Origin of the sequence: Bacillus silvicola (assembly GCF_050524305.1) — a bacterium.
GTDB lineage: Bacteria > Bacillota > Bacilli > Bacillales > Bacillaceae_G > Bacillus_A > Bacillus_A cereus_AT.
Genome location: NZ_JBNGVC010000013.1, coordinates 1,538,998 through 1,563,065 on the forward strand (window position 1 = coordinate 1,538,998; position 24,068 = coordinate 1,563,065).

The following is a 24,068-nucleotide window of genomic DNA, read 5'->3' on the forward strand; positions in this document are numbered from 1 at the left end:
TGGTTATTGATGATGTTAGCTGGTAGACAGTTATTGTTAGAAGAACTTTCTTCAGATTTGCAGAATAAATTGGATCATTTGAAAAGGAACCGAGAAGTCGTTTGTGTGCAAGGTGTAATTAAGAAATTTTCAAAATATACGTGCCAGCGTTGCGGAAATATAGAGCAACGACTATTTGCATCATTTGTATGTAAAAGGTGCAGTAAAGTATGTGCGTATTGTCGTAAGTGCATAACGATGGGCAGGGTAAGTGAATGTACTGTACTTGTTCGCGGTATTGCTGAAATAAGCGGAGAAAATTATTTGAATCCGTTACAGTGGGAAGGCGTTTTGTCTGATGGTCAGGAGTTAGCTGCGCAAAGTGTCGTTGACGCTGTTAAGCAGAAAGAATCATTTTTTATTTGGGCGGTGTGCGGGGCTGGAAAAACAGAAATGTTGTTTCGCGGAATTGCAGAGGCACTACAAAAGGGAGAGAGAGTTTGTATTGCAACACCGAGAACGGACGTTGTACTTGAATTAGCACCAAGATTACAAGAAGTGTTTCCAAATATAAATGTAGCAGCTTTATACGGAGGGAGTGTGGACCGAGAAAAGGGTGCGGCGTTAATCGTTGCAACTACACATCAATTGTTACGTTATTATAGAGCATTCCATGTCATGATTGTAGATGAGATAGATGCTTTTCCGTATCATGCGGATAAGATGTTGCATTATGCAGTAAACAAAGCGATGAAAGAGGAGGCAGCACGTATTTATTTAACTGCAACTCCAGATGAAAAGTGGAAGCGTAAATTGCGGAATGGTAAGCAAAAAGGGGTTATTATTTCAGGACGTTATCATCGTCATCCATTGCCAGTTCCACTATTTCGGTGGTGCGGAAATTGGAAAAAGGGTCTTATGCGTAAAAAAATTCCTCGTGCTTTATTACAATGGTTAAATATGTACTTATCTAAACAATATCCCATTTTTCTATTTGTTCCTCATGTACGATATGTAGAGGAAATTAGCCAGTTATTAAAATCATTAAACAACCAAATTGATGGTGTGCATGCAGAAGATCTGGCGAGAAAAGAGAAGGTAGCAGCTTTCAGAAAGGGAGAAATCCCTTTATTAATTACAACGACGATTTTGGAACGAGGAGTAACTGTGAAAAATTTACAAGTGGCAGTTTTAGGGGCTGAGGAAGAAATATTTTCAGAAAGTGCTCTCGTTCAAATTGCAGGGCGTGCTGGTAGAAGTTCTGATGAACCGCATGGAGATGTCATCTATTTTCATTATGGAAAGACAGAGGCGATGGTGCGCGCGAAAAAACATATTCAAAGTATGAATAAAAATGCTAAAGAACAAGGGTTGATAGATTAATGCATTGTCTACTTTGTGATGAATATATTTCGTGCGCAATTAGTTGGTGCACTTTTTTTGTTAAGCTTCAAAAAAAGTATATATGTGATAGATGTGAACAAAATCTTTCCTATATTATAGGAGAGATTTGCAAGGAGTGTGGTCGGCCTTTAGAACTTGTACAAGCTGAATATAAAAACGTGGATATTTGCATGGACTGCATAAGGTGGACGAACGAGCAGAGGTTTCCGTCTCTCATAAATCGTTCGTTGCATGTGTATGATGAAAGGATGAAAGAAATATTAGCACAGTTTAAATTTCGAGGAGATGCTGAATTAGTGCATATTTTCCATCAGTCTTTTCGAAGTCTTTTTCAAAAATATTTTGCGAATGTTTCAGTTGTCATTCCGGTTCCCCTTAGTGAAGAGCGAGAATACGAACGTGGTTTTAATCAAGCTGAGTTATTAGCCTCTTGTTTGCCTGTCAAAATATCTGGTACATCATTAAGAAGAATAGAAACTGAAAAACAAAGTAAGAAGAAGCGTAAAGAAAGGATATCGGGAGTTAATCCTTTTTATTTTCAGGGAGGAGAGATGTTTCATGAGCAACATGTTTTAATTGTGGATGATGTGTATACGACAGGAATTACTGTTAGGCAAATTGGAAGCCTTTTGTATGATCGAGGAGCGAAAGAAGTTTCTTGTTTGACGCTTTGTAGAGGGTAATATGTGAATGTCGAAAGGAGTAATAAAAAGACGACAGGTCTTCTTTGACTTACAGTCTTGTCATTCGTTATAGTCAGAATATGGGGCGAATGCCCTGATTTTAAGAGTGAAGGGAATGGAATGAATATGCAAGGACGAGTAAAATGGTTCAATGCAGAAAAGGGATTTGGGTTTATTGAGCGTGAAGATGGTGACGATGTGTTTGTTCATTTTTCTGCTATTCAACAAGATGGGTATAAGTCGTTAGAAGAAGGTCAACAAGTGGAGTTTGATATTGTTGATGGAGCACGTGGACCACAAGCAGCTAATGTTGTGAAACTGTAAAAATTAAGTTTTTGGAAAAGATAGAGCTGTATTTTTAGCAGCATTATATAGATGGTGAAAGCTCTTGCTCGTAACAAGGGCTTGTTTGTTTTGGGGAAGTTGTCAAAAAGTTGTTTCTTTTCTGTAACCAATTGTCCACAGTTACACTCGTTATTCACGATGTTAATAGGATAAAATAAAGATAGAAACGATGCATCTTTTCATTTCAACAAAAAACGATAAAAAAATCGCAATTCCACTAATTTTTTAAAAAATTAGAAGGAGTTTTTAAGCCAATGTCGAAATTATAGTACATAGGCTTGAAAGGAGGAATTCATCTATGAAATTCAACATTCGTGGTGAAAATATTGAAGTAACTCCAGCATTAAAGGAATATGTAGAGAAAAAACTAAGTAAATTAGAGCGTTATTTTGATACATTCCCAGAGATTAAAGTTAATTTAAAAGTATACTCTGACAAGCAACGTATCGAGGTAACAATTCCATTTACAGATTTATTACTTCGTGCAGAAGAAACAAATAGCGATATGTACGCTGCGATTGATTTAGTAGTTGATAAACTTGAGCGACAAATTCGTAAACATAAAACAAAAGTAAACCGTAAATTACGTGAAAAAGGTTCTGTGAAAACTAACTTTATCCTTCCAGAAGCAGTAGCTGTTCTGGATGCGGTAGAAGAGGATGAATTAGAACTTGTACGTACAAAACGATTCGATTTAAAACCGATGGACGTTGAAGAAGCGATCTTACAAATGGATATGCTAGGACATAATTTCTTCGTCTTCACAAATGCTGATACAAATGAAACTAATGTTGTATATGGTCGTAAAGATGGGAAATATGGTTTAATCGAAACAAAATAATCATTCAAAAGCGTAGCCAAAATGGCTACGCTTTTTTTAGATGTTTTTTTACTTCCTTATCTTGTAATGTCGATATGAATTTTAATGGCTAATTCGTAATGAAATTTAGAAGTCATGTTTTGTCACGGTTAATTGTATTACTATTCCAAAAGGATCTCGCACAATGGCATAACCCGGGCTGAAGGAGTTTTTTTCAAAAGGTGTTAAAATATAAACCTCATCATGTTGAATTAGATTGTGATAGAGTGTTTCAATGGTTTGGAAATCTTTAGATTGAATGCATAATGATGAGCTATTACTTAATTGCCAAGGGCGTGTGGAATCCACTGCCTGTTCTGCAATCATAATTTTATTAGTACCAATTTGTAAAACGGAATGAGTAATATAATGTTCTTGGCTTTCTTTATATATGAAATTCGGATCTATTTCTTTCATTTCTTTATAATTCTTTTTAAATAAAACTTTTGCACCTAAATACTGTTCGTAAAATGCGATTGCTTTAGCACCTTGCCCATTTAATGATAAAAAAGTGATTACTTCAAAGTTCATTGTATTGCCTCCTTCATATATGTTTACACTTATTACTATACAAATATAAGGTGCCACGCGTTGGCACCTATAGGGAGAGTTTATGAAAAAAGTTGAACGTTTAAATCAGATGCTACGCTTTATTAATCAAAAACAAACATTCACATTGAAAGATTTAATGGATGAATTTCAAATTTCAAAAAGGACAGCTTTACGTGATATTGCATCTTTGGAGGAAATGGGTGCGCCTCTTTTTGCGGAGTATGGTCGGTATGGAGGGTATCGTTTAATAAAAACGATGACATTACCACCGATTTCATTTACAAATCATGAAGTTTTTGCGCTTTATTTTGCAATGCAAGCACTAAGTAGTTTTGTAAGTATTCCCTTTCAAGTCTCGTTTCGTTCCATCAATAAGAAGTTTTTAGATAGTGTTTCATCAAAACAGCGTGAGCAAATTGAAAACTTGCAAAAAAGAGTTTCCTTTTTTCATTCGGAACAAGCACATGAATGTGGTCATCTAGAAGAGATTTTGTTAGCTGCTGTTCAAAATAGGGCTTTAACTATAAACTATGTAACGCCGAAACAAACGACAATGCGCCGTATTCAGCCGATTTCGATTTATGCAATGAAAGGTTATTGGTATTGTCAGGCTTACGATTTAGATAAATCGGCTTATCGAGTGTTTCGCTGTGATCGTATTAGGTCGTCAGAAATGGTAGATGCTCAGGATAGTCTGGATTTGGAAAATATAAATATACATAACGCACATAGTCTTTGGAAAGCAACCGAACAAGCTATTCAATTTAAATGCTCAATTACTGCGAGGGGGATAGAGATATTTAAGCAACAACAATATCCTTCGATGAAATTATGGGAGGAACATGAAGGGACATATTTAATAGGAACTTATGAGCCTGCTGAAATCAACTTTATCATCTCGTATCTAGCTAGTTTTGGTAAAACTATAAAAATAATTGAGCCATCTTCTTTAAAAGAGAACTTAAAAGAATACTACTTAGATTTAATACAAAATTTGTAGCGAAGAGAAATTAGTTTTTTGGAACAAATAAAATACAAACTTTTTCTGAATATAGGGCTAGACATTTGGACGATTGTTGTCATAGTTATAAGACAAGTGTTACAATTATCATTAGGTTTATACATTTTAGTTTTTTTAATTAGGAGAAAAATTGGCATAACATATATTTGATTTTTATAACGACTGATTGTAAAGAGAGAAAGAAAAAAGCAATCGGAAGTTTTATTTTAATAAAAAGAGGAGCGTATTCCCTATGATCGGTATTTTAAAAAAGGTGTTCGATGTTAACCAACGCCAAATTAAACGTATGCAGAAGACAGTTGAGCAAATTGATGCATTAGAATCATCTATTAAGCCACTAACTGATGAGCAATTAAAAGGAAAGACGCTTGAATTTAAAGAACGTTTAACAAAAGGTGAGACAGTAGACGATCTACTTCCTGAAGCTTTTGCAGTTGTTCGTGAAGCAGCAACTCGTGTTCTTGGAATGCGTCCATATGGTGTGCAGTTAATGGGTGGTATTGCCTTACATGAAGGGAATATCTCTGAGATGAAAACTGGTGAAGGTAAAACGTTAACGTCTACTTTACCTGTATATTTAAATGCTTTAACAGGAAAAGGCGTTCACGTTGTTACAGTCAATGAATACTTAGCGCAACGTGATGCGAGCGAAATGGGACAACTTCATGAGTTCCTTGGCTTAACGGTAGGAATTAACTTAAACAGTATGTCGCGCGAAGAGAAACAAGCTGCTTATGCTGCTGATATTACGTATAGCACAAATAACGAGCTTGGATTCGATTACTTACGTGACAACATGGTGTTATATAGAGAGCAGTGCGTTCAGCGTCCACTTCATTTTGCTATTATCGATGAAGTCGATTCTATTCTAGTCGATGAAGCACGTACGCCGCTTATTATTTCTGGACAAGCTCAAAAATCAGCAGAGCTATATATGTTTGCAAATGCATTCGTTCGTACATTAGAAAATGAAAAAGAATATTCATTTGATGTGAAAACGAAAAATGTAATGTTAACAGAAGATGGTATTACGAAAGCTGAGAAAGCTTTCCATATCGATAACTTATTCGATTTAAAACATGTAGCACTTCTTCACCATATTAATCAGGCGCTTCGTGCACACGTTGTTATGCACCTTGATACAGATTATGTTGTACAAGAAGGCGAAATCGTAATTGTAGACCAATTCACTGGTCGTCTTATGAAAGGTCGTCGCTATAGCGAAGGTTTGCACCAAGCTATTGAAGCAAAAGAAGGCGTAGAAATTCAAAATGAAAGTATGACACTCGCGACAATTACGTTCCAGAACTATTTCCGTATGTATGAAAAGTTATCTGGTATGACTGGTACAGCGAAAACGGAAGAAGAAGAATTCCGTAGTATTTACAATATGAATGTTATCGTAATTCCAACGAACAAAGATATTATTCGTGATGACCGTGCTGATTTAATCTTCAAATCAATGGAAGGCAAATTCAATGCAGTTGTTGAGGATATTGTAAATCGTCATAAACAAGGGCAACCTATTCTTGTTGGTACAGTTGCAATTGAAACGTCAGAGCTTATTTCAAAAATGTTAACACGTAAAGGTGTACGCCATAACATTTTAAACGCGAAAAACCATGCGCGTGAAGCAGATATCATTGCAGAAGCTGGTATGAAAGGTGCTGTAACGATTGCGACGAATATGGCTGGTCGTGGTACGGATATTAAGCTTGGAGACGATATTAAAAACGTTGGTCTAGCAGTTATCGGTACAGAGCGTCATGAAAGCCGTCGTATTGATAATCAGTTACGTGGTCGTGCTGGTCGTCAAGGGGACCCTGGTGTAACGCAGTTCTACTTGTCTATGGAAGATGAACTAATGCGCCGCTTCGGTTCTGATAATATGAAAGCGATGATGGATCGTCTTGGTATGGATGATTCACAGCCGATCGAAAGTAAAATGGTTTCTCGTGCGGTAGAATCTGCACAAAAACGTGTAGAAGGAAATAACTATGATGCACGTAAACAGTTACTGCAGTACGATGATGTACTTCGTCAGCAACGTGAAGTTATTTACAAACAGCGTCAAGAAGTAATGGATTCTGAGAACTTACGCAGTATTATTGAAGGTATGATGAAATCTACGGTAGAACGTGCTGTTGCGCTTCATACACAAGAGGAAATTGAAGAAGATTGGAACATTAAAGGTCTTGTTGACTATTTAAATACAAACCTTCTGCAAGAAGGAGATGTAAAAGAAGAAGAATTACGTCGCCTTGCTCCAGAGGAAATGAGCGAGCCAATTATCGCGAAGCTAATAGAGCGTTACAACGACAAAGAAAAGCTTCTGCCAGAAGAGCAAATGCGTGAGTTCGAAAAAGTTGTTGTATTCCGTGTTGTAGATACGAAATGGACAGAGCATATTGATGCGATGGATCATCTTCGTGAAGGTATTCATTTACGTGCTTACGGTCAAATTGATCCACTTCGTGAGTATCAAATGGAAGGATTCGCAATGTTCGAGTCAATGATTGCTTCTATCGAAGAGGAAATTTCTCGTTACATTATGAAAGCTGAAATTGAACAAAACTTAGAGCGTCAAGAAGTTGCTCAAGGTGAAGCTGTTCATCCATCTAGCGATGGCGAAGAAGCGAAGAAAAAACCGGTTGTAAAAGGTGACCAAATGGGACGCAATGATTTATGTAAATGCGGTAGTGGCAAAAAATATAAAAACTGTTGTGGCATTGGGCAGTAATAGGAAACTGTAGTTCAGACTGCTTTGCAAACTTTTACATCAAAAATGTATAATAAAAAGGATTAAACTCTCTCCGTAATAAGCGGAGAGAGTTTCCCTTGTTTTCATATGAAAGTAACAGCAATTACATAGAGGTGAAGGAAATGGAATTAGTAGAAATTAGGCAAGAATTAGAAAAAATGGCTAAGAGATTAGCGGCTTTTAGGGGGTCTCTTTGACCTCCCTACTAAGGAAAAGCAAATTGCAGAGTTAGAAGAAAAAATGATGGGCACAGGATTTTGGGATGACCAACAAGGCGCACAAGCTGTAATTAATGAAGCGAATGCGTTGAAAGATATGGTTGGAAGTTTCCGTCAGTTAGATGAGACGTTCGAAAATTTAGAAATGACGCATGAACTGTTAAAAGAAGAGTATGATGAGGATTTACATGAGGAATTAGAGTCAGAAGTGAAAACTTTAATTCAAGAGATGAATGAGTATGAGCTTCAGTTACTGCTAAGCGATCCTTATGATAAAAATAACGCTATTTTAGAATTACACCCAGGTGCAGGTGGAACAGAGTCACAAGACTGGGGTTCTATGTTATTACGTATGTATACACGCTGGGCTGAAAAACGTGGATTTAAAGTAGAAACGGTTGACTACTTACCAGGTGATGAAGCTGGTATTAAGAGTGTTACTTTATTAATTAAAGGTCATAACGCTTACGGTTACTTAAAAGCAGAGAAAGGTGTACATCGTCTTGTACGTATTTCACCGTTCGATTCTTCAGGCCGTCGTCATACATCATTCGTATCTTGTGAAGTTGTACCTGAGTTCAATGATGAAGTTGAAATTGAAGTGCGTACAGAAGACTTGAAAATTGATACGTACCGTGCAAGTGGAGCTGGTGGGCAGCACATTAATACGACAGATTCAGCAGTTCGTATTACGCATACACCGACAAATACGGTTGTAACATGTCAGTCAGAGCGCTCTCAAATTAAAAACCGTGAGCACGCGATGAAAATGTTAAAAGCGAAATTATATCAAAAGAAATTAGAAGAACAACAAGCACAATTAGATGAAATCCGTGGGGAACAAAAAGAAATCGGATGGGGTAGCCAAATCCGTTCTTACGTATTCCACCCGTATTCTCTTGTGAAAGACCACCGTACAAATACAGAGGTGGGTAACGTACAAGCAGTTATGGATGGAGAAATTGATCCATTTATTGATGCGTATTTACGTTCTCGCATTTAATAAGAGAAAAAGCCAACAGGATTGTTGGCACATGTTGAGGTAAAAGAGGGTATAAAGAGGTTTATCTTATTTATATTGATGAAATAATGAGGAAGAGAAGTTGAAAACGACAACTTCTCTTTTTGATGAGATTATATGTAGAATACAACGCTGCATATTGTTTTGTAAAAAGTAGAGAATAGTAAAACAAAGAGGTAATAGAGTAGGACCGTATATGGAATTTTTTTGATTTACTTTGAAGAAAGAGGTTTTTTATAGAACTTTCTAAGGTGTTCACAGAATTGAAACAATTTGTGAAAGCTTTATTTTATTAGGCTTCTCGATATATTTGTAAAAAATATGAAATACACCTTAGTTTTTCTATATAAAGATAATGCTTATAATGAATATTGAGTGTGTTATGAGGACTATTGCCTAGTTATGAATGAAAAGAATATCAACAATGGGGAGCGATAGAAGTGAAAAAGAAATTGTTGGCTATTGCGTTAGGAACATCAGTCGTTTTTGCTTTAGGAGCATGTGGAAATAAAGAAGAAAGTAAACCTTCGAAACAATCTGCAAGTGCAGATAGTGCAGAACAAATTTTCCAAAGAAGTTGTGCTGGATGTCACGCGACAGATTTATCAGGGGCAACTGGACCTGATTTAAGAAAAGTAGGCGGTAAGTATGATGCTGCAGATATCGAGGAAATTATTAAAAAAGGACGCGGTTCAATGTCACCAGGACTTATTCAAGGTGAGGACGCGAAAAAAGTAGCTGAATGGTTAGCTGAACATAAATAAGAAACGTAATTAATAAACGAGCTGATTGTATAACTTGACCGAAAAGCGCTTTTGGTTAAGCAATTACATTAGCTCGTTTACCTTTTTTGGGGATGTAACATAACTGTAACAAAATTGTATCCGAACTGGAAACCGATTGATGTTACAATGAGGTTTGTAGAATTTTGATGAAATATATTACATAGAGTAGCATTGCTAATAAAAAGCATGTATGGAAGCTACCTTCAACAAGAATGGTCAAGCGAGAATAAGGTTTTCTTTTATTTTCAAATGTACAGAAAAGTATTTCGAAAAAAATCATTAAGTATTGGGTGATAAATAATGATAAAAATGACGAATGTTTATAAGGAGTACCCAAATGGTATGAAAGCCATTGCTGGTCTCACAGTTAACATTAAACAAGGTGAATTCGTATACGTAGTTGGACCGAGTGGAGCCGGAAAATCTACATTTATTAAAATGATGTATCGTGAAGAGAAGCCATCTACAGGATCAATTAATGTAAATGGACTTGTAATTGAAACATTAGCAGAAAGAGATGTTCCATATTTCCGTCGTCAATTAGGCGTAATTTTCCAAGATTTTAAATTGCTACCTAAATTAACGGTATATGAGAATGTTGCGTTTGCTTTAGAGGTAATTGAAGAAGAACCAGATGCGATTCGTGAACGTGTTACAGAAGTGTTAGGTCTTGTAGGTCTAGATGATCGTGCAGATGCACTTCCAAGTGAACTTTCAGGCGGAGAGCAACAACGTGTGGCTATTGCGAGAGCGATTGTAAATAGACCAAAGGTTGTAATTGCCGATGAGCCAACAGGTAACTTAGATATTGAAACAGCTCTTGATATTATGAAGATTTTTAAACGTATTAATGAGCGTGGTACAACGATTGTTATGGCGACACATAACGCAGATATCGTAAATACAATTCGTCATCGCGTAATTGCAATTGAAGGCGGAAAAATTGTTCGAGACGAGATTGAGGGAGGATACGGATATGAAGGCTAAGACCCTTAGTCGACATTTGCGAGAAGGTGTAAAAAATCTATCCCGTAACGGATGGATGACATTTGCTTCTGTAAGTGCAGTAACAGTTACATTATTACTTGTAGGTGTCTTTTTAACAGCGATTATGAATATGAACCATTTTGCGACGAAAGTAGAGCAAGATGTAGAAATTCGTGTGCATATTGATCCAGCAGCAAAAGAAGCTGATCAAAAGAAATTAGAAGAAGATATGAGTAAAATTGCGAAAGTAGATTCTATTAAATATTCTTCTAAAGAAGAAGAGTTGAAACGTTTAATTAAAAGCTTAGGCGATAGTGGAAAAACGTTCGAATTATTTGAGCAAGATAACCCACTGAAAGACGTATTTGTTGTAAAGGCGAAAGAGCCGACTGATACGGCAACAATTGCGAAAAAGATTGAGAAAATGCAGTTTGTAAGTAATGTTCAATACGGTAAAGGTCAAGTTGAAAAATTATTTGATACTGTAAAAACTGGTCGTAACATCGGGATTGCGTTAATTGCTGGTCTTCTATTCACAGCGATGTTCTTAATCTCTAACACAATTAAAATTACAATTTATGCTCGTAGTACTGAGATTGAAATTATGAAACTTGTTGGTGCAACAAACTGGTTTATTCGTTGGCCGTTCTTGTTAGAGGGATTATTCCTAGGAGTATTAGGATCAATTATTCCAATTGGTCTAATTTTAGTTATATATAATTCATTGCAAGGTGTGTTTAATGAAAAACTTGGCGGAACAATTTTCGAGCTTCTACCATACAACCCATTCGTATTCCAATTAGCTGGTTTATTAGTGTTAATCGGTGCATTAATCGGTATGTGGGGAAGTGTAATGTCAATTCGTCGCTTCTTAAAAGTATAAAAAGTTGCAAACATAATTCGTACAAGCTTATCATATAGTAGAAATAGGTAAAGGCATCACACATCGTGTGATGCCTTTTGCTACACCACCTGTGTGTTCTGGAAAGGGGAATTCCGCATTGAAACGTAGAGTTGCAATTATTGGAATGGTTGTTGCATTTTTAATTGGTGCTGGCGGGATGTTTGGTGGTATGTACTGGTTTGGGATAAACCCAGCGTATGTAACGCAAACAGTATCGAATGGTAATGCTGGCACAGCGCAAGGGAATTTGGCAAAAATTAATGAGGCGTATGCACTAATTGATTCACGTTATGTGGAAGACGTGAAAGACGACAAGTTAGTCGAAGGTGCAATACAAGGCATGTTGTCTACGCTGAAGGACCCTTATTCCACGTATATGGATAAAGAAACGGCAAAACAGTTTAGTCAATCACTAGATCCTGAACTTGAAGGGATTGGAGCTGAAGTGAACAAAACGGACGGTAAGCTTATTATCGTATCGCCAATTAAAGGTTCACCAGCAGAAAAGATAGGAATTAAACCAAATGACCAAATTTTATCTGTAGATGGAAATAGTGTGAAAGATTTATCACGTGAAGAAGCAGTATTGAAAATTCGTGGTAAAAAAGGAACGACTGTTGCAATTGAAATTAAGCGCGCAGGAGTGGCTGATCCGATTGTATTTAAAATTAAGCGTGAAAAGATTCCAATCTTTACTGTATTTAGTTCCGTAAAGCAAGAGAGCGGAAAAGATATCGGTTATATGCAAATTACTTCTTTTGCTGAAAATACTGCGAAAGAATTTAAGGATCAGTTAAAAGAATTAGAGAAGAAACATATAGCAGGCTTAGTTATTGACGTACGTGGTAATCCTGGTGGCTATTTAAATAGTGTAGAAGACATACTAGGAGACATCATGACAGATAAAAAGCCAATGTTGCAAGTAGAGCAGCGAAATGGTGAGAAGAAGAAATTCTCTACGGAACTGAAAGAAAGAAAGTCATATCCAATTTCAGTATTAATTGATAATGGAAGTGCTTCTGCTTCAGAGATTTTAGCTGGTGCGCTAAAAGAAGGAGAAGGATACGATTTAATTGGTGAAAAAACGTTTGGTAAAGGTACTGTCCAACAAGCTGTTCCATTTAAAGATGGCAGCAACATTAAATTAACGATGTTTAAATGGTTAACACCGGACGGTAATTGGATTCATAAAAAAGGAATCGCGCCAACTGTAGAAGTGAAGCAACCAGATTATTATCACGCGACACCAATTCAAATTGAAAAGACACTTTCATACAATTCGAATGATGTGCAAGTAAAACACGCGCAAGAAATGCTCAAGAGCTTAGGATATGTACCAGGCCGTGATGATGGATACTTTAGTAAAGAGACAGAATCAGCACTGAAAGCATTCCAAAATGCAAATGAGATGGAAGCGACAGGACAACTTGATAAAAAGACAGCTGAAGCAATTCAAAATAAGATCATTGAAAAAATCCGTTCTGGAGAAAACGATTTACAATTACAAACGGCATTGAAATTAATAGCGAAATAAGAAAGAATACAGGCACTTTGATGCCTGTATTTTTTTATGTGTTAAATATGATAAGATAAAAAGAAAGAATGATATAAATGGTGGTGAATGAATTCGTGGAGGCATGGCTTTTTGAAATACTACGAGCAGTTGGACGTTTTTTCTTACACCCTGCTGTCTATGTATTTTTAATTAGTAGTATCTTCGTTGGATACTTACGTATATTAAGAGAACGAAAAGATTTTTCTTTTAAAGTATATGATATTTGGTTTGAACTGCGAACAACTCTATTTGCAGGTATTAAGTACGGATTAATCGTATCTATTATTACGGTTGGGCTCGGGCTCGTCGTTTCAAAAGCGAGTTTATGGGCAATTTTACTTTGGACGTTATTATTTGGATTAACTGCTATGTATCGATATTTATCTGTAGCTTATACGTTCGGTATCGCTATTGCATTCGTGTTGTTATCGTCTAAGATGCCAGTTTCCTTCTTACAGCTTGGAGAAGGTGAAGAGGGTACGATTGTATCCCTTGCTATTTTACTAGGCGTTATGCTCGTTGTAGAGGGTTTATTAATCTCTAAAAATGCAGTGCGATATTCTACGCCGAAAATTAAAAAAGGTAAGCGTGGGCTACGAATTGGGCTACATGAATCAAATCGTTTATGGCTTGTACCAGTATTTATTCTTATACCAGGAGACGCGGTGACAGGATTTATTCCTTGGTGGCCTGTCGTTTCAATAGGCTCAACTACATACTCTTTATTCCTCGTTCCATTTTTAATTGGATTTATGAGAACGATTAGAAGTTATGAGCCAACGGAAGCTTTATTATTTACAGGAAGACGTGTATATGGACTAGCAGGACTCGTGCTCGTTTTAGGAATCGCAAGTTATTGGTGGCACGTATTCGCGATAATCGCGATGGGAGTCGCAATGCTTGGACGTTTCACAATCTCGATGCAAGAAAAAATTGTGGATGAGACAAGACCAGCATACTTTGCCGCACGTAATGATGGGCTCGTTGTGCTAGATACAATTCCGAATACAATTGGGGCAGAGATGAATTTAAAGCCTGGAGAAGTTATTACGAAAGTAAATGGAGTCATTCCAAGAAGTACAGAAGAGTTTTATGATGCGCTTCAAACGAAGACAACCGGAGCATTTTGTAAATTAGAAGTATTAGATACAAATGGAGAGCTTCGTCTTGCTCAAACGGCATTATACGCTGGGGGCCATCACGAATTAGGTGTTGTGTTTGTCCAGCAGGAGCATGAGTTTGATTCAGAAGCTATATAATAAAATGAGGGTGTCACCATTAGGTGACACCCTTTTCTTTTGGTTTAGATGGGATAGGTAGTAAATGAAATTTATATCAGCGATTATTAAAATATATCAGCGGTTATTCGAATATATCGACTTTCCGGCAAAAAACGACAACTATCGCTAATTTTATTTTTAGTTTCATAGACGGATAACTTGAATAATTATTTGATAATGGTTATCATTTAGGGAGTCTTTTAATTTAGAAAAGGGAGGGAAAATATGCTACGTAAATTTTTTTCTTACTATAAACCGTACAAAGGTTTATTTGTACTCGATTTTTCTTGCGCAGTTATCGCAGGATTACTGGAACTTGGTTTCCCGCTTATCGTAAATCAATTTATTGATAAGTTATTACCAGGACAAAACTGGACACTTATTTTATGGGCTTGTTTCGGTTTATTCGCAGTTTATGTGTTAAATGCAGGTTTGCAATACGTCGTTACATATTGGGGACATATGCTTGGCGTTAACATTGAAACTGATATGAGACAGAAATTATTTGATCACATTCAAAAGCTATCATTCAGATTTTTTGATAATAATAAAACAGGTCATTTAATTTCACGTCTTACAAACGATTTAATGGAAATTGGAGAAATTGCTCACCATGGGCCAGAAGATTTATTCATTGCTGTAATGACTTTAGTTGGGGCATTTTCATTTATGATGATGATTAATTGGAAATTGGCACTTCTAACATTCTTCGTGATTCCATTCTTATTATGGTTGGCACTTTATTTCAATAAAAAAATGACAGGTACGTTTAGACGTTTATTCTCAGACGTTGCTGATTTCAATGCATGCATTGAAAATAACGTTGGTGGTATTCGCGTTGTACAAGCATTCGGAAATGAAAAGTTTGAGAAAGACCAATTCGCTGTGAACAACGCTCGTTTCCGTACAACGAAATTAATGGCGTATAAAATTATGGCGCTAAATTCGTCAATTAGTTATATGCTCATGCGTCTCGTAACGCTCTTCGTATTAATATGTGGTACATGGTTTGTACTGCAAGGTGAATTAACGTACGGCGGATTTATCGGATTCGTCTTATTAACGAATATTTTCTTCCGACCAATTGAAAAAATTAACGCGGTTATTGAAAGCTATCCGAAAGGAATCGCAGGTTTTAAAAGATATGTAGAACTTCTTGAAACAGAGCCTGATATCGTGGATTCTAAAGATGCGATAGAAGTAAAACATGTACATGGTGATATTCAATATAACAACATTACGTTCGGATATGAAAATAAAGAACCGATTTTAAATGATATTAATTTGAAAATACATGCAGGTGAAACAGTTGCTTTTGTTGGGCCATCAGGGGCAGGGAAAACAACACTATGTAGTTTATTACCACGTTTTTATGAGCAATCATCTGGTTCAATTCAAATTGATGGCATTGATACGAAAGAGATGACGTTGTCGTCACTTCGTAAGCAAATTGGAATTGTGCAGCAAGATGTTTTCTTATTCTCAGGAACAATTCGTGAAAATATCGCTTACGGAAACTTAAAAGCCTCAGAAGCTGATATTTGGCAGGCGGTAAAACGTGCCCAGTTGGAGGACTTAATTTACTCGCAACCAGAGGGCTTAGATACAGTTATCGGTGAACGTGGTGTAAAACTTTCAGGAGGACAAAAGCAACGCTTAGCAATTGCTCGCATGTTCTTGAAAAACCCACCGATTTTAATTTTAGATGAAGCAACTTCTGCGCTAGATACAGAGACGGAACTTGCTATCCAAAAATCACTTGCAGAATTAGCTGTTGGCCGTACAACATTAGTTATCGCTCACAGACTTGCAACTATTAAAAATGCAGATCGTATCGTCGTTGTAAATAAAGATGGTATTGCAGAACAAGGTTCGCATGAGGAACTAATTGAGCAAGGCGGAGGGTATAGCCGATTATACGAAGCTCAGTTTAGTTCGTAAAGATAATTTCTGCTAAATTAGTGCACCATAAGTAAGTGAAAATCTTATATGGGAGGCTATAAAGCATGATTGTAACAACAACGTCTACAATTCAAGGAAAAGAAATTATTGATTATATCGATATCGTCAACGGAGAAGCAATTATGGGGGCGAATATCGTTCGTGACCTATTTGCTTCTGTCCGTGACGTTGTCGGTGGTCGTGCTGGCGCTTATGAAAGCAAATTAAAAGAAGCGCGCGACATTGCAATGGAAGAGATGAAAACTCTCGCAAGACAAAAAAATGCGAACGCAATTGTTGGTATCGACGTGGATTACGAAGTCGTTCGCGAAGGGATGCTAATGGTTGCGGTGAGCGGGACTGCTGTCCGTATATAAAGTAAAAAGCCGTGCTGATGCACGGCTTTTTATTGTTATTGTGTCTAACATGATAGGTAGGGCGATATTCTATGTCGAAGCCTCGATATTTCTTGGGAAATGTGGAAGGTCCCGTCGATATATGGGGAAGACATTAGAGTGCTTCTTTACACTGCTGAATTCGAACTAATAATTTTTCGTATTCTTGTTCGAGAAATGTGATGTCATCATGCTGATTTGGGATAGAAATCCGGCTGATGATTTCTGTTAATTTTGTTTGTAATCGTAATAACTCTTGTTCAGTAACGTTTACAGAAGCTTGGGTGGTTCTTTTTGTGTATTGCTCGTAATTGCCGTGGAATATTCTTGGTTCGCTCTCATCTACTTGTAGAATATGGTTTGCAACAGAACGAATAAAGGCACGGTCATGGCTAATGAAAAGTATTGTGCCAGGATACTCCTGTAACATGCTTTCTAATTCTTCTTGTGTTGCTAAGTCTAAATAGTTTGTCGGTTCGTCGAGCAGAAGCATATTATAGTTTCCTAAAAATACTTTTGCGAGTGCAACCTTCATTCGTTCTCCACCACTTAAGACGTGCACAGGTTTATGAACATCTTCACGGCGGAATAGGAGCCTTGCAAGAATTGTTCGAACGAACGATTCTGTATAGTTTGTTTCTTCTAGAACGTTTTCTAAAATTGTTTTATCTGTTTTTAAAATAGATAATGTTTGTTCAAAGTATCCAATTTTACAACTTTTCGAAAGCTGGATGCCACGCTCATTCGCGAGAAGTATCTTGAACAAAGTTGTTTTTCCACTTCCATTTGCCCCTAAAATAGCAAGTTTTGCACCAGGGGCAATAGTTCCATTCATATTTTTAAATAGTGTACGGTCACCTATTTTCTTTGTTGCTTTATTGAACTGTACAACCGCTTTGCTATGAATTGGTGTGTGGTATTGTACGTCAAACTGAGCTTGAGAAAAGTCTTTCGGCTTTTCTTTCTTTTCTAACTTTTCAAGGCGTGTTTCTAGTACTTTCGCTACTTTGCTAACATTTTCTTGCCCATGAGCCCCGCTTAACTTATAAAGTTTAGATTCAGATGAACTGAACCGTGTTGGGATTTTTGTCATGCTAGAAGCACGTTGCTTTCTTTGCAAAATTGACTGTTCTAACCGATTTTTTTCTTGTATATATTGATCATATTCTGCTTGCTTTTGTATTCGCTCACGTTCTTTTTGCTTCCGATAGTTTGAATAATTCCCTTTGTACTCTTGAATTATGCCGTCTTCAATTTCGATGATTTTGGTACATATGGTATTTAGGAAGTCACGATCATGTGATATTAAAACAAGTGCACCTTTATAAGATAAAAGTGCCTTTTCTAATTGCTCTGTACCAAACATATCTAAGTGACTTGTTGGTTCATCAGCAAATAGAATGCCTGCATCTTGTTCGAGGGCATGGGCGATCTTTAGGCGCATTCGTTCACCGCCGCTCATTGAATTTGCGACGTTTGAAATATTCCATTTGCCTTTAGCGAGGGAAGAAGCGGTTTCCGGTATCCCCTCGCTAAGCTGTGGAATGATGGCGATAGAACTATGATGAGTTACTGTGCCTTTGTCAGCTTCTATTTCTTTACTTAATATTTGTAATAACGTAGATTTTCCAGCTCCGTTGACTCCGACAATTCCTATACGATCGTTTGCTTGAATTTCTAGTGATGGTAACGTAAATATGGTGCGATCACCAAAGCTCTTTTCGATATTACGTGCGATTAAAATAGTCATAAAAAAAACCTCCCTAGTTTCACTAGAGAGGATAAACGTCGCCCTTCAATGTAAAATCGTACATAAATAAACGATTTTTTACATGATCGTATCGAAAGAAAGTATCGACAAATGGACAGACTAATCCTCTGCTAGTTTTCATCATTTTTGTTCACTATTTGTGATGGATGAAATAAATAAGAGAATTAGAACTTCATTGGTCAAAGTACCTTCCTTTCATAATATTATTTTTATTGTATGCGCATACAAATGGGGTTGTCAAACTTATTTCTGTTTGCTATTTTTGAATTTATTATTATAAAATTGTGCTTTTGCCAGCGCCTCAGCATCGTTCTTGATTTCATCTAGTCCATTCGCATCCCCAATAATATACCCTTCAAATGATGAGCCAACAAAATCAAAGATATATTGAAACTGGACGATAAGCGGCAATGCTTTCAGTTTTGGACTGTCTCCGCCAACGATGACAACGTACATTTTTTTGCTTTTCATTTTTTCTTTGAAATGAAGAGATGTATTGCGTAAGCTTTGTGACCAGCGATCAACGAAGTTCTTCATGTGGCCGCTCATTCCGTACCAGTATAGCGGTGTAGCGAAGATAATCGTGTCGTGCTCTAGCATGCGCTCGATTAACTGCTCGTAGTCATCGTTTACAGGTTGGAATCCTTCTGCATCATGACGTTGATCTGTAATTGGATGGACTGTATGGTCGCGCAAGTAAATTTGTTCTGCTTCAATTCCATCAATCATCATATGTGTTAAAGCTTCTGTATTTCCGTTTTGTCTGGAACTGCCGTGTATAACAAACATGTCATCATCCCTTTTCTTTTGCTTGTTTTAGGAGTGAAACGTGTTTTTGCAAATTCGTTTGAATGCTGGAAAGTAATGAGATTTGTCTTGTTACTTCATTGAGTTTATCTTCATAAAGTGCAAGGATACTGCTGCAAGGATTTTCGTACAGGTGTGGTTCAATTTCAAGGCAGCGCATCATTTTTGCCGTCTCTTCTAAATTTAAGCCAAGCTGTAAGTACATTTGAATAAGCTCTACTTTTTCAATGGCACTTTCGTCGAAATCACGATAGCCGTTTGTGAGGCGATTTGAAGGGAGCAATCCCTTTTCTTCATAATGTCTTAGTGATCTTTCGCTAACGCCAGTTTCTTTTGATAACTCTCCGATTCGCAATGTGTTTCACTCCTTTTACATGTATTGTAAACCTTCACACTAATGTGAAGGTCAATGTTGTTTTTTCGCAAAAGAATCTACATAATTTAAAAATACTTGAATGGCTTTAGATGGAATGAAATATTTGCCGCGCACGATGGAGAATGGCCGGATTAGTTGTTCATTTGGAACTTCGACGTGGAATAGCTCTTTTGCCAGTAGCTCTTTCCGTACAGTCCAATCAGAAAGGATAGCGATGCCAAGCCCGGCAGCGACGGCTTCCTTTACGCTTTGTATACTACTGAATGTAAAGAATCGCTTCATTTTTAAATGGTGTTGATGAATAAAGCGGTCACTATAAGCACGTGTCCCAGAGCCACTCTCTCTTAATACCCATACTTGGTCTTGGAGAGTAGCTTCGTTTATATCCTTGGTGTGAAGTAATGGATGGTTTGGAGGGACGACGAGCTTCATTTCATCTTGCATAAACGTTTCAACGTCTACATCGGCGTATACGACTTGGCCTTCTACTAAGCCGATATCAATTTGATTAGAGCGAAGGCTTTGCAAAACTTCTTCTGTATTTGAGATAAATGTATGAACTTCGACGTGTGGATTTTCATTGGCAAAGCGTGCAAGTATTTTTGGAAGTAAGTATTCACCAATTGTAAAACTAGCACCGATGCGAAGTGTTCCTGTTACGACGTTATGCAGTTCGTTAATTTCCTGTTTTGCGTCTTCATAAAGTGAAAGCATTTGCTTCGCATGAATGTATAATATGTTTCCAGCTTCCGTAACTTGGACATGCTTTGGGGAGCGCTGAATAAGTGTAGTTCCAAATTCATTTTCCAAGTTGCGAATGTGCATGCTTACGCCAGGTTGTGAAAGGTTTAATAGTTCCGCAGCACGCGAAAAATGTTTTTGTTCAACGACAGTAACAAAGATTTTCAAAATGTCGACGTTCATTTGTTAGGCCCCTTTATTTTTGTTTTTATTTTATCATAAGTATTTCTGATGATAGAGATTCAATATTGATATTAAACTTATTATAAAAACTCTCTTATAATGTAACTATATAAGTTGAATTAAAAGATTACAATCGAATGCATAATCGATCGATCACTTTTTCAGGTGTGCGATTTAATTCCTGAATAAAAGCCTGTACATTTTTTTGAATTTCATAAATCGATGAATAAAAAACATTATGAATGATGTCTGATTTGAGCCATTTCCATACCCCTTCAATTAAATTTAAATCGGGACTGTAGGGAGGTAAAAACACTAATTCTAAGCGATGACAGTGTTTCCTTAAAAGTGGTTGGATGAGCTTCGCATGATGAATACGCGCATTATCTAGAATAAGAGCTATTTTCCCGTTGGGATACAGTTCAAGTACATGCTGAAGAAAACGAAGAAATGCTTCGGCATCATACCGCTCCTCTTCTACACAAACTAACTCACCTGTTTCATAATTAAGTGTACCAATAAGTTTAACACCTTGGTGTTTCCCATAAGTAGGAATACTGCGTTGTTTTCCTTTTAAAAACCATGTATGCTGCAGTGCTTGGTAATCGCGGATCATGGACTCATCTTGAAACAGAAGATGGTCAATCTCCTCGTTTAAAAGTTTTTTTTTTATAGGCGGGGAAGGTAACTTCCCTAAACTCTTGTTGTTTCACCGGGTCTGCTTTCGCTAATGTATACGTCGGTTTTGTGTAACTAAGCCCTAAATCATGTAAAAGTCGAGACACCCCGCGAAGTGTGTAACTTACGTTCCATTCTCTTTTAATGAAAGAAGCGATAATGGATAAAGTCCAATTATGTTTAGCTGGAAATCCAACATCAACGGGTAGATGAGATGCAATCACTTGAACTAACTCCTGTTCTTGTTCAGGGGCTAATTTACGTGGTGCTCCTGTTGATTGTCCCATGAGTAAGCCATGCAATCCTTTTTCTTTGTAAGCATTCACATAATTATAGATTGTTTTTTCAGAACGACCAATCATGTTCATTATTTCTTTTATAGAAAAGCCTTGTACATAGAAATAGATCGTTTGATAACGTTCATACATTCGTTTCGTTTTAGTCGTTTTCATTGCTACAAGTAGGCTTTCTTTTTCGTTTTGGTGTACATGTGTCATTTTGCTCCGCTCCATTTGTCAATATATGTTACTTATTATATTTCGACAAACAGTAGCTGTAACCTTTTAATTCAACTTATATAGAAAGAACATGCATGTTCCAATATGATTATTGGGGTGGTACAAGGTGGAACAAACACTTGTTATACAAAAGAAGAAGGGCTTTGGATTTTCGCAAGGTATTGGGATTACGTTATTAATCGCCATTGTCGCGAAATATTTAGCAGAGCTTCCATTTTTAAATATTATGGGACAATTAGTAATCGCTATTCTAATCGGGATGGTTTGGCGCGCGGCAATCGGGATTCCTCAAGAAGCGATAGCGGGAACGAACTTTGCGAGTAAGAAGTTGCTTCGCTTTGGGATCATCTTACTTGGAATGCGGTTGAATCTTGTAGATATTGCAAAGGCGGGACCGAAAGTATTGGTCATCGCTGCAGTTGTTATTACATTTACAATTTTCGTTGTATATGGACTAACGAAAGTATTTAAAGTAGAGAAGAAATTAGGGATTTTAACGGCGTGTGGGACAGCGATTTGCGGTGCTGCTGCGGTGGTGGCAATTGCACCACAAGTGAAAGCAAAGGACGATGAAACGGCGGTTGGCGCCGCAATCATTGCTATTTTAGGTACGATATTTACGCTTGTTTATACGTTATTATATCCGGTTCTTGGCTTATCTCCGTACGGTTACGGTGTATTCTCGGGAGCGACGCTGCATGAAATTGCTCACGTTATTGCGGCTGCAGCGCCAGGCGGTAGCACGGCTGTAGACATCGCAGTTATTGTGAAATTAACGCGCGTAGCGATGCTTGTGCCAGTAGCAATTTTAATCGGATTATGGTTTGGCAAGAGCGAGGGAAGCAAAGAAAAAAAATCGTGGCGCGACCTTCCGATTCCTTGGTTCATCTTCGGATTTTTAGCGATGAGTGCGGTGCATTCGCTTGGAATTATCCCGGAAGTTGTTGCCGGATATATTGTAGTCATTGCGTACATGCTTATCGCAATGGCGATGGCAGGACTCGGTTTAAATGTAGAGTTTAAAACGTTCCGTAAATTAGGAAGCAAAGCATTTGTGGCAGGGCTGATTGGCTCGGTTTGCCTATCGGTACTTGGGTACGTTCTTGTATATGCATTGGGCTTCATGTAATAGCGAAGAAGGAGGTATCTCTTTAGATGCCTCCTTCTTTTTCGTGTTGCAGTAAATCCAGCATAGTAGATAATTCCCTTTCCACATCAGTAAATCGCTTTTCATTCATAAGCTGGATTACTTTCTGAGTTCGTCTAAAGCGAAATGGGCGCACGACTTGTATGATGAGAGATAAAGTTTCTTTTTCGAGTTTAGAGAGAGGTCGTTCCTTCATATAAGCGGATAAAAATTCGTAAAAGCACTCATCTTTATCATCACCCATAAGTTCATATGCTAAAAAAATTCCTTCTCCGGCAAGGTGGTTAATAAACACCTCATTTCCAGCAATATTGAAGTCAATTAGGGATTGGAATGCACCATTATCGTCTAATAAAATATTGTTTGGAGAGAGGTCACCTTGTACAGCTCCTTTTGGGAGTTCGCTCCATACTTTATATAATTGTTTGCGTTTTTCATTAAAAACTGTGAAAACTTCATCTACTAATGTTTGATTGATTACACTCTCTTGTAAACATTTTTTTAAGTTATTTGCTTCTAATTCTATATCATCATATATTCCTGGTTCGTCGGAAGTATTTCCACCAAACATTCTCCAATATGTACCGTAATCGAAATGAATATGGTGTTTTTCAGAAACCGCATGTGTTGTACCTAACAGTCTTCCTAACGTGTGTAATAGCGATTTAGTTACTTCTTGATCTTCCATCTCTCTTCCTGGCAGCCATTCTTCCACCGTAATAGGAAAGGGAATTTCAAATGAATGAGCAGGTAAGTAATAGTGTCCACCAGTTGTTTGGAATCGTTTTGATACTGGTATGCCATTTTTAATAAAAGCACGGCAAAGTTCCCCTTGTGTTTGAAGCCCTTCTATTGTTGTGAAAGAGTCTCTATAAAGCCGGATTAATAGTTTATATGTAGTTGTAGAACATGCGATAAGTATATCTTTATCTTTTGAAAAACGTGTGACCTCGTAGTGAAATGGCTCGTGTATATGGAATTCTTGTAAAATACGTTGGATTGTAGTGTTTTCAAACATAATAGTTTCCTCCGATAAAAGGTGCTTGAATGTATATTTCCATACTGAGAATTATTTACCTTTTTTTGTAAAGATATCTTTACTTATATTTGGAAAATATTTATAATTAAAGTAAAGATATCTTTACTTTCGAAGGTGG

At 37.2% G+C, this 24,068-nt stretch carries 21 protein-coding genes and 1 pseudogene; 15 read left to right on the forward strand and 7 right to left on the reverse strand.

Features of this window, described 5'->3' with window-relative positions:
* Positions 1–12 precede the first annotated feature (12 nt).
* The 4 genes from comFA (at position 13) to hpf (ending at position 3,252) form a co-directional block, all read left to right on the forward strand.
* The gene (gene comFA, locus ACP6L7_RS29980; RefSeq protein WP_097832455.1) at positions 13–1,362 is read left to right on the forward strand and encodes an ATP-dependent helicase ComFA; all 1,350 of its coding nucleotides are present in this window, start codon (positions 13–15) and stop codon (positions 1,360–1,362) included.
* A complete protein-coding gene (locus tag ACP6L7_RS29985) occupies positions 1,362–2,066 on the forward strand; it encodes a ComFC family protein (RefSeq protein ID WP_430529612.1) in 705 nt (234 codons plus the stop codon). Before comFA ends, ACP6L7_RS29985 begins: the two co-directional genes overlap by 1 nt.
* 126 nt (positions 2,067–2,192) lie before the next feature.
* Positions 2,193–2,390: a cold shock protein CspC gene (gene cspC / locus ACP6L7_RS29990; protein ID WP_001990088.1), complete on the forward strand. Its 198-nt coding sequence runs from the start codon at positions 2,193–2,195 to the stop codon at positions 2,388–2,390.
* A gap of 319 nt (positions 2,391–2,709) precedes the next feature.
* Complete coding sequence (gene hpf, locus ACP6L7_RS29995) at positions 2,710–3,252, forward strand: ribosome hibernation-promoting factor, HPF/YfiA family (RefSeq protein WP_000671183.1); 543 nt, start codon at positions 2,710–2,712, stop codon at positions 3,250–3,252.
* 105 nt (positions 3,253–3,357) lie between these two features.
* Here hpf and ACP6L7_RS30000 read toward each other — a convergent pair whose 3' ends face one another.
* Positions 3,358–3,801, reverse strand: coding sequence for a VOC family protein (locus tag ACP6L7_RS30000; protein ID WP_097832370.1), 444 nt, complete (start codon positions 3,799–3,801; stop codon positions 3,358–3,360).
* Between the two features lie 82 nt (positions 3,802–3,883).
* On the opposite strand from ACP6L7_RS30000, the gene ACP6L7_RS30005 reads away from it, so the two are divergent.
* From ACP6L7_RS30005 to ACP6L7_RS30050, 10 genes are all read left to right on the forward strand, one after another.
* Positions 3,884–4,822, forward strand: coding sequence for a helix-turn-helix transcriptional regulator (locus ACP6L7_RS30005; protein ID WP_097832369.1), 939 nt, complete (start codon positions 3,884–3,886; stop codon positions 4,820–4,822).
* Between the two features lie 253 nt (positions 4,823–5,075).
* Positions 5,076–7,583: a preprotein translocase subunit SecA gene (gene secA / locus ACP6L7_RS30010; protein ID WP_071770862.1), complete on the forward strand. Its 2,508-nt coding sequence runs from the start codon at positions 5,076–5,078 to the stop codon at positions 7,581–7,583.
* A 143-nt stretch (positions 7,584–7,726) separates the two neighbouring features.
* A protein-coding gene (gene prfB / locus ACP6L7_RS30015) for a peptide chain release factor 2 (protein ID WP_097832368.1) occupies positions 7,727–8,825 on the forward strand; the annotation gives its coding sequence in 2 pieces (ribosomal slippage) (positions 7,727–7,798 and positions 7,800–8,825; 1,098 coding nt in all).
* A 458-nt stretch (positions 8,826–9,283) separates the two neighbouring features.
* Positions 9,284–9,607 (forward strand): cytochrome c551, encoded by a 324-nt coding sequence (gene cccB / locus ACP6L7_RS30020; protein WP_097832367.1) that lies wholly within the window; start codon positions 9,284–9,286, stop codon positions 9,605–9,607.
* A 321-nt stretch (positions 9,608–9,928) separates the two neighbouring features.
* On the forward strand, positions 9,929–10,615 hold the full coding sequence (gene ftsE / locus ACP6L7_RS30025) for a cell division ATP-binding protein FtsE (RefSeq protein WP_097832366.1): 687 nt from the start codon (positions 9,929–9,931) through the stop codon (positions 10,613–10,615).
* Positions 10,605–11,498 (forward strand): permease-like cell division protein FtsX, encoded by an 894-nt coding sequence (ftsX, locus tag ACP6L7_RS30030; protein ID WP_097832365.1) that lies wholly within the window; start codon positions 10,605–10,607, stop codon positions 11,496–11,498. Before ftsE ends, ftsX begins: the two co-directional genes overlap by 11 nt.
* Positions 11,499–11,616: 118 nt before the next feature.
* Complete coding sequence (locus tag ACP6L7_RS30035) at positions 11,617–13,053, forward strand: S41 family peptidase (RefSeq protein ID WP_084667599.1); 1,437 nt, start codon at positions 11,617–11,619, stop codon at positions 13,051–13,053.
* Between the two features lie 95 nt (positions 13,054–13,148).
* A complete protein-coding gene (locus ACP6L7_RS30040) occupies positions 13,149–14,333 on the forward strand; it encodes a PDZ domain-containing protein (protein WP_430529613.1) in 1,185 nt (394 codons plus the stop codon).
* Between the two features lie 246 nt (positions 14,334–14,579).
* Positions 14,580–16,295 carry an ABC transporter ATP-binding protein gene (locus ACP6L7_RS30045; RefSeq protein WP_098361641.1) on the forward strand — a complete coding sequence of 572 codons (1,716 nt, stop codon included), beginning with the start codon at positions 14,580–14,582 and terminating at the stop codon, positions 16,293–16,295.
* 65 nt (positions 16,296–16,360) lie between these two features.
* A complete protein-coding gene (locus ACP6L7_RS30050) occupies positions 16,361–16,672 on the forward strand; it encodes a YbjQ family protein (RefSeq protein WP_002112849.1) in 312 nt (103 codons plus the stop codon).
* A 133-nt stretch (positions 16,673–16,805) separates the two neighbouring features.
* Here the strand turns inward: ACP6L7_RS30050 and abc-f are convergent, their stop codons facing one another.
* From abc-f to ACP6L7_RS30075, 5 genes and pseudogenes are all read right to left on the reverse strand, one after another.
* Entirely contained in the window at positions 16,806–18,440 is a 1,635-nt protein-coding gene (abc-f, locus tag ACP6L7_RS30055; protein ID WP_430529614.1) for a ribosomal protection-like ABC-F family protein, read from the reverse strand.
* A 264-nt stretch (positions 18,441–18,704) separates the two neighbouring features.
* Entirely contained in the window at positions 18,705–19,250 is a 546-nt protein-coding gene (locus ACP6L7_RS30060) for a flavodoxin family protein (RefSeq protein ID WP_097832361.1), read from the reverse strand.
* A 4-nt stretch (positions 19,251–19,254) separates the two neighbouring features.
* Positions 19,255–19,623, reverse strand: a complete 369-nt coding sequence (locus ACP6L7_RS30065; RefSeq protein WP_097832360.1) for a MerR family transcriptional regulator — start codon at positions 19,621–19,623, stop codon at positions 19,255–19,257.
* A 51-nt stretch (positions 19,624–19,674) separates the two neighbouring features.
* On the reverse strand, positions 19,675–20,568 hold the full coding sequence (locus tag ACP6L7_RS30070; protein WP_097832359.1) for a LysR family transcriptional regulator: 894 nt from the start codon (positions 20,566–20,568) through the stop codon (positions 19,675–19,677).
* A gap of 127 nt (positions 20,569–20,695) precedes the next feature.
* Positions 20,696–21,743: pseudogene (locus ACP6L7_RS30075) on the reverse strand (IS630 family transposase).
* A 127-nt stretch (positions 21,744–21,870) separates the two neighbouring features.
* On the opposite strand from ACP6L7_RS30075, the gene ACP6L7_RS30080 reads away from it, so the two are divergent.
* On the forward strand, positions 21,871–22,893 hold the full coding sequence (locus tag ACP6L7_RS30080) for a YeiH family protein (protein WP_097832358.1): 1,023 nt from the start codon (positions 21,871–21,873) through the stop codon (positions 22,891–22,893).
* 22 nt (positions 22,894–22,915) lie between these two features.
* Here ACP6L7_RS30080 and ACP6L7_RS30085 read toward each other — a convergent pair whose 3' ends face one another.
* Positions 22,916–23,929, reverse strand: coding sequence for a phosphotransferase enzyme family protein (locus ACP6L7_RS30085; RefSeq protein WP_430529615.1), 1,014 nt, complete (start codon positions 23,927–23,929; stop codon positions 22,916–22,918).
* Positions 23,930–24,068: the final 139 nt, after the last annotated feature.

What these genes read in the sequence shown, in the direction of transcription:
- comFA (WP_097832455.1), top strand. Translation starts at nt 13, where the DNA reads ATGTTAGCTGGTAGACAGTTATTGTTAGAAGAACTTTCTTCAGATTTG.
- ACP6L7_RS29985 (WP_430529612.1), top strand. Translation starts at nt 1,362, where the DNA reads ATGCATTGTCTACTTTGTGATGAATATATTTCGTGCGCAATTAGTTGG.
- cspC (WP_001990088.1), top strand. Translation starts at nt 2,193, where the DNA reads ATGCAAGGACGAGTAAAATGGTTCAATGCAGAAAAGGGATTTGGGTTT.
- hpf (WP_000671183.1), top strand. Translation starts at nt 2,710, where the DNA reads ATGAAATTCAACATTCGTGGTGAAAATATTGAAGTAACTCCAGCATTA.
- ACP6L7_RS30000 (WP_097832370.1), bottom strand. Translation starts at nt 3,801, where the DNA reads ATGAACTTTGAAGTAATCACTTTTTTATCATTAAATGGGCAAGGTGCT.
- ACP6L7_RS30005 (WP_097832369.1), top strand. Translation starts at nt 3,884, where the DNA reads ATGAAAAAAGTTGAACGTTTAAATCAGATGCTACGCTTTATTAATCAA.
- secA (WP_071770862.1), top strand. Translation starts at nt 5,076, where the DNA reads ATGATCGGTATTTTAAAAAAGGTGTTCGATGTTAACCAACGCCAAATT.
- ftsE (WP_097832366.1), top strand. Translation starts at nt 9,929, where the DNA reads ATGATAAAAATGACGAATGTTTATAAGGAGTACCCAAATGGTATGAAA.
- ftsX (WP_097832365.1), top strand. Translation starts at nt 10,605, where the DNA reads ATGAAGGCTAAGACCCTTAGTCGACATTTGCGAGAAGGTGTAAAAAAT.
- ACP6L7_RS30045 (WP_098361641.1), top strand. Translation starts at nt 14,580, where the DNA reads ATGCTACGTAAATTTTTTTCTTACTATAAACCGTACAAAGGTTTATTT.
- ACP6L7_RS30050 (WP_002112849.1), top strand. Translation starts at nt 16,361, where the DNA reads ATGATTGTAACAACAACGTCTACAATTCAAGGAAAAGAAATTATTGAT.
- abc-f (WP_430529614.1), bottom strand. Translation starts at nt 18,440, where the DNA reads ATGACTATTTTAATCGCACGTAATATCGAAAAGAGCTTTGGTGATCGC.
- ACP6L7_RS30060 (WP_097832361.1), bottom strand. Translation starts at nt 19,250, where the DNA reads ATGTTTGTTATACACGGCAGTTCCAGACAAAACGGAAATACAGAAGCT.
- ACP6L7_RS30070 (WP_097832359.1), bottom strand. Translation starts at nt 20,568, where the DNA reads ATGAACGTCGACATTTTGAAAATCTTTGTTACTGTCGTTGAACAAAAA.
- ACP6L7_RS30085 (WP_430529615.1), bottom strand. Translation starts at nt 23,929, where the DNA reads ATGTTTGAAAACACTACAATCCAACGTATTTTACAAGAATTCCATATA.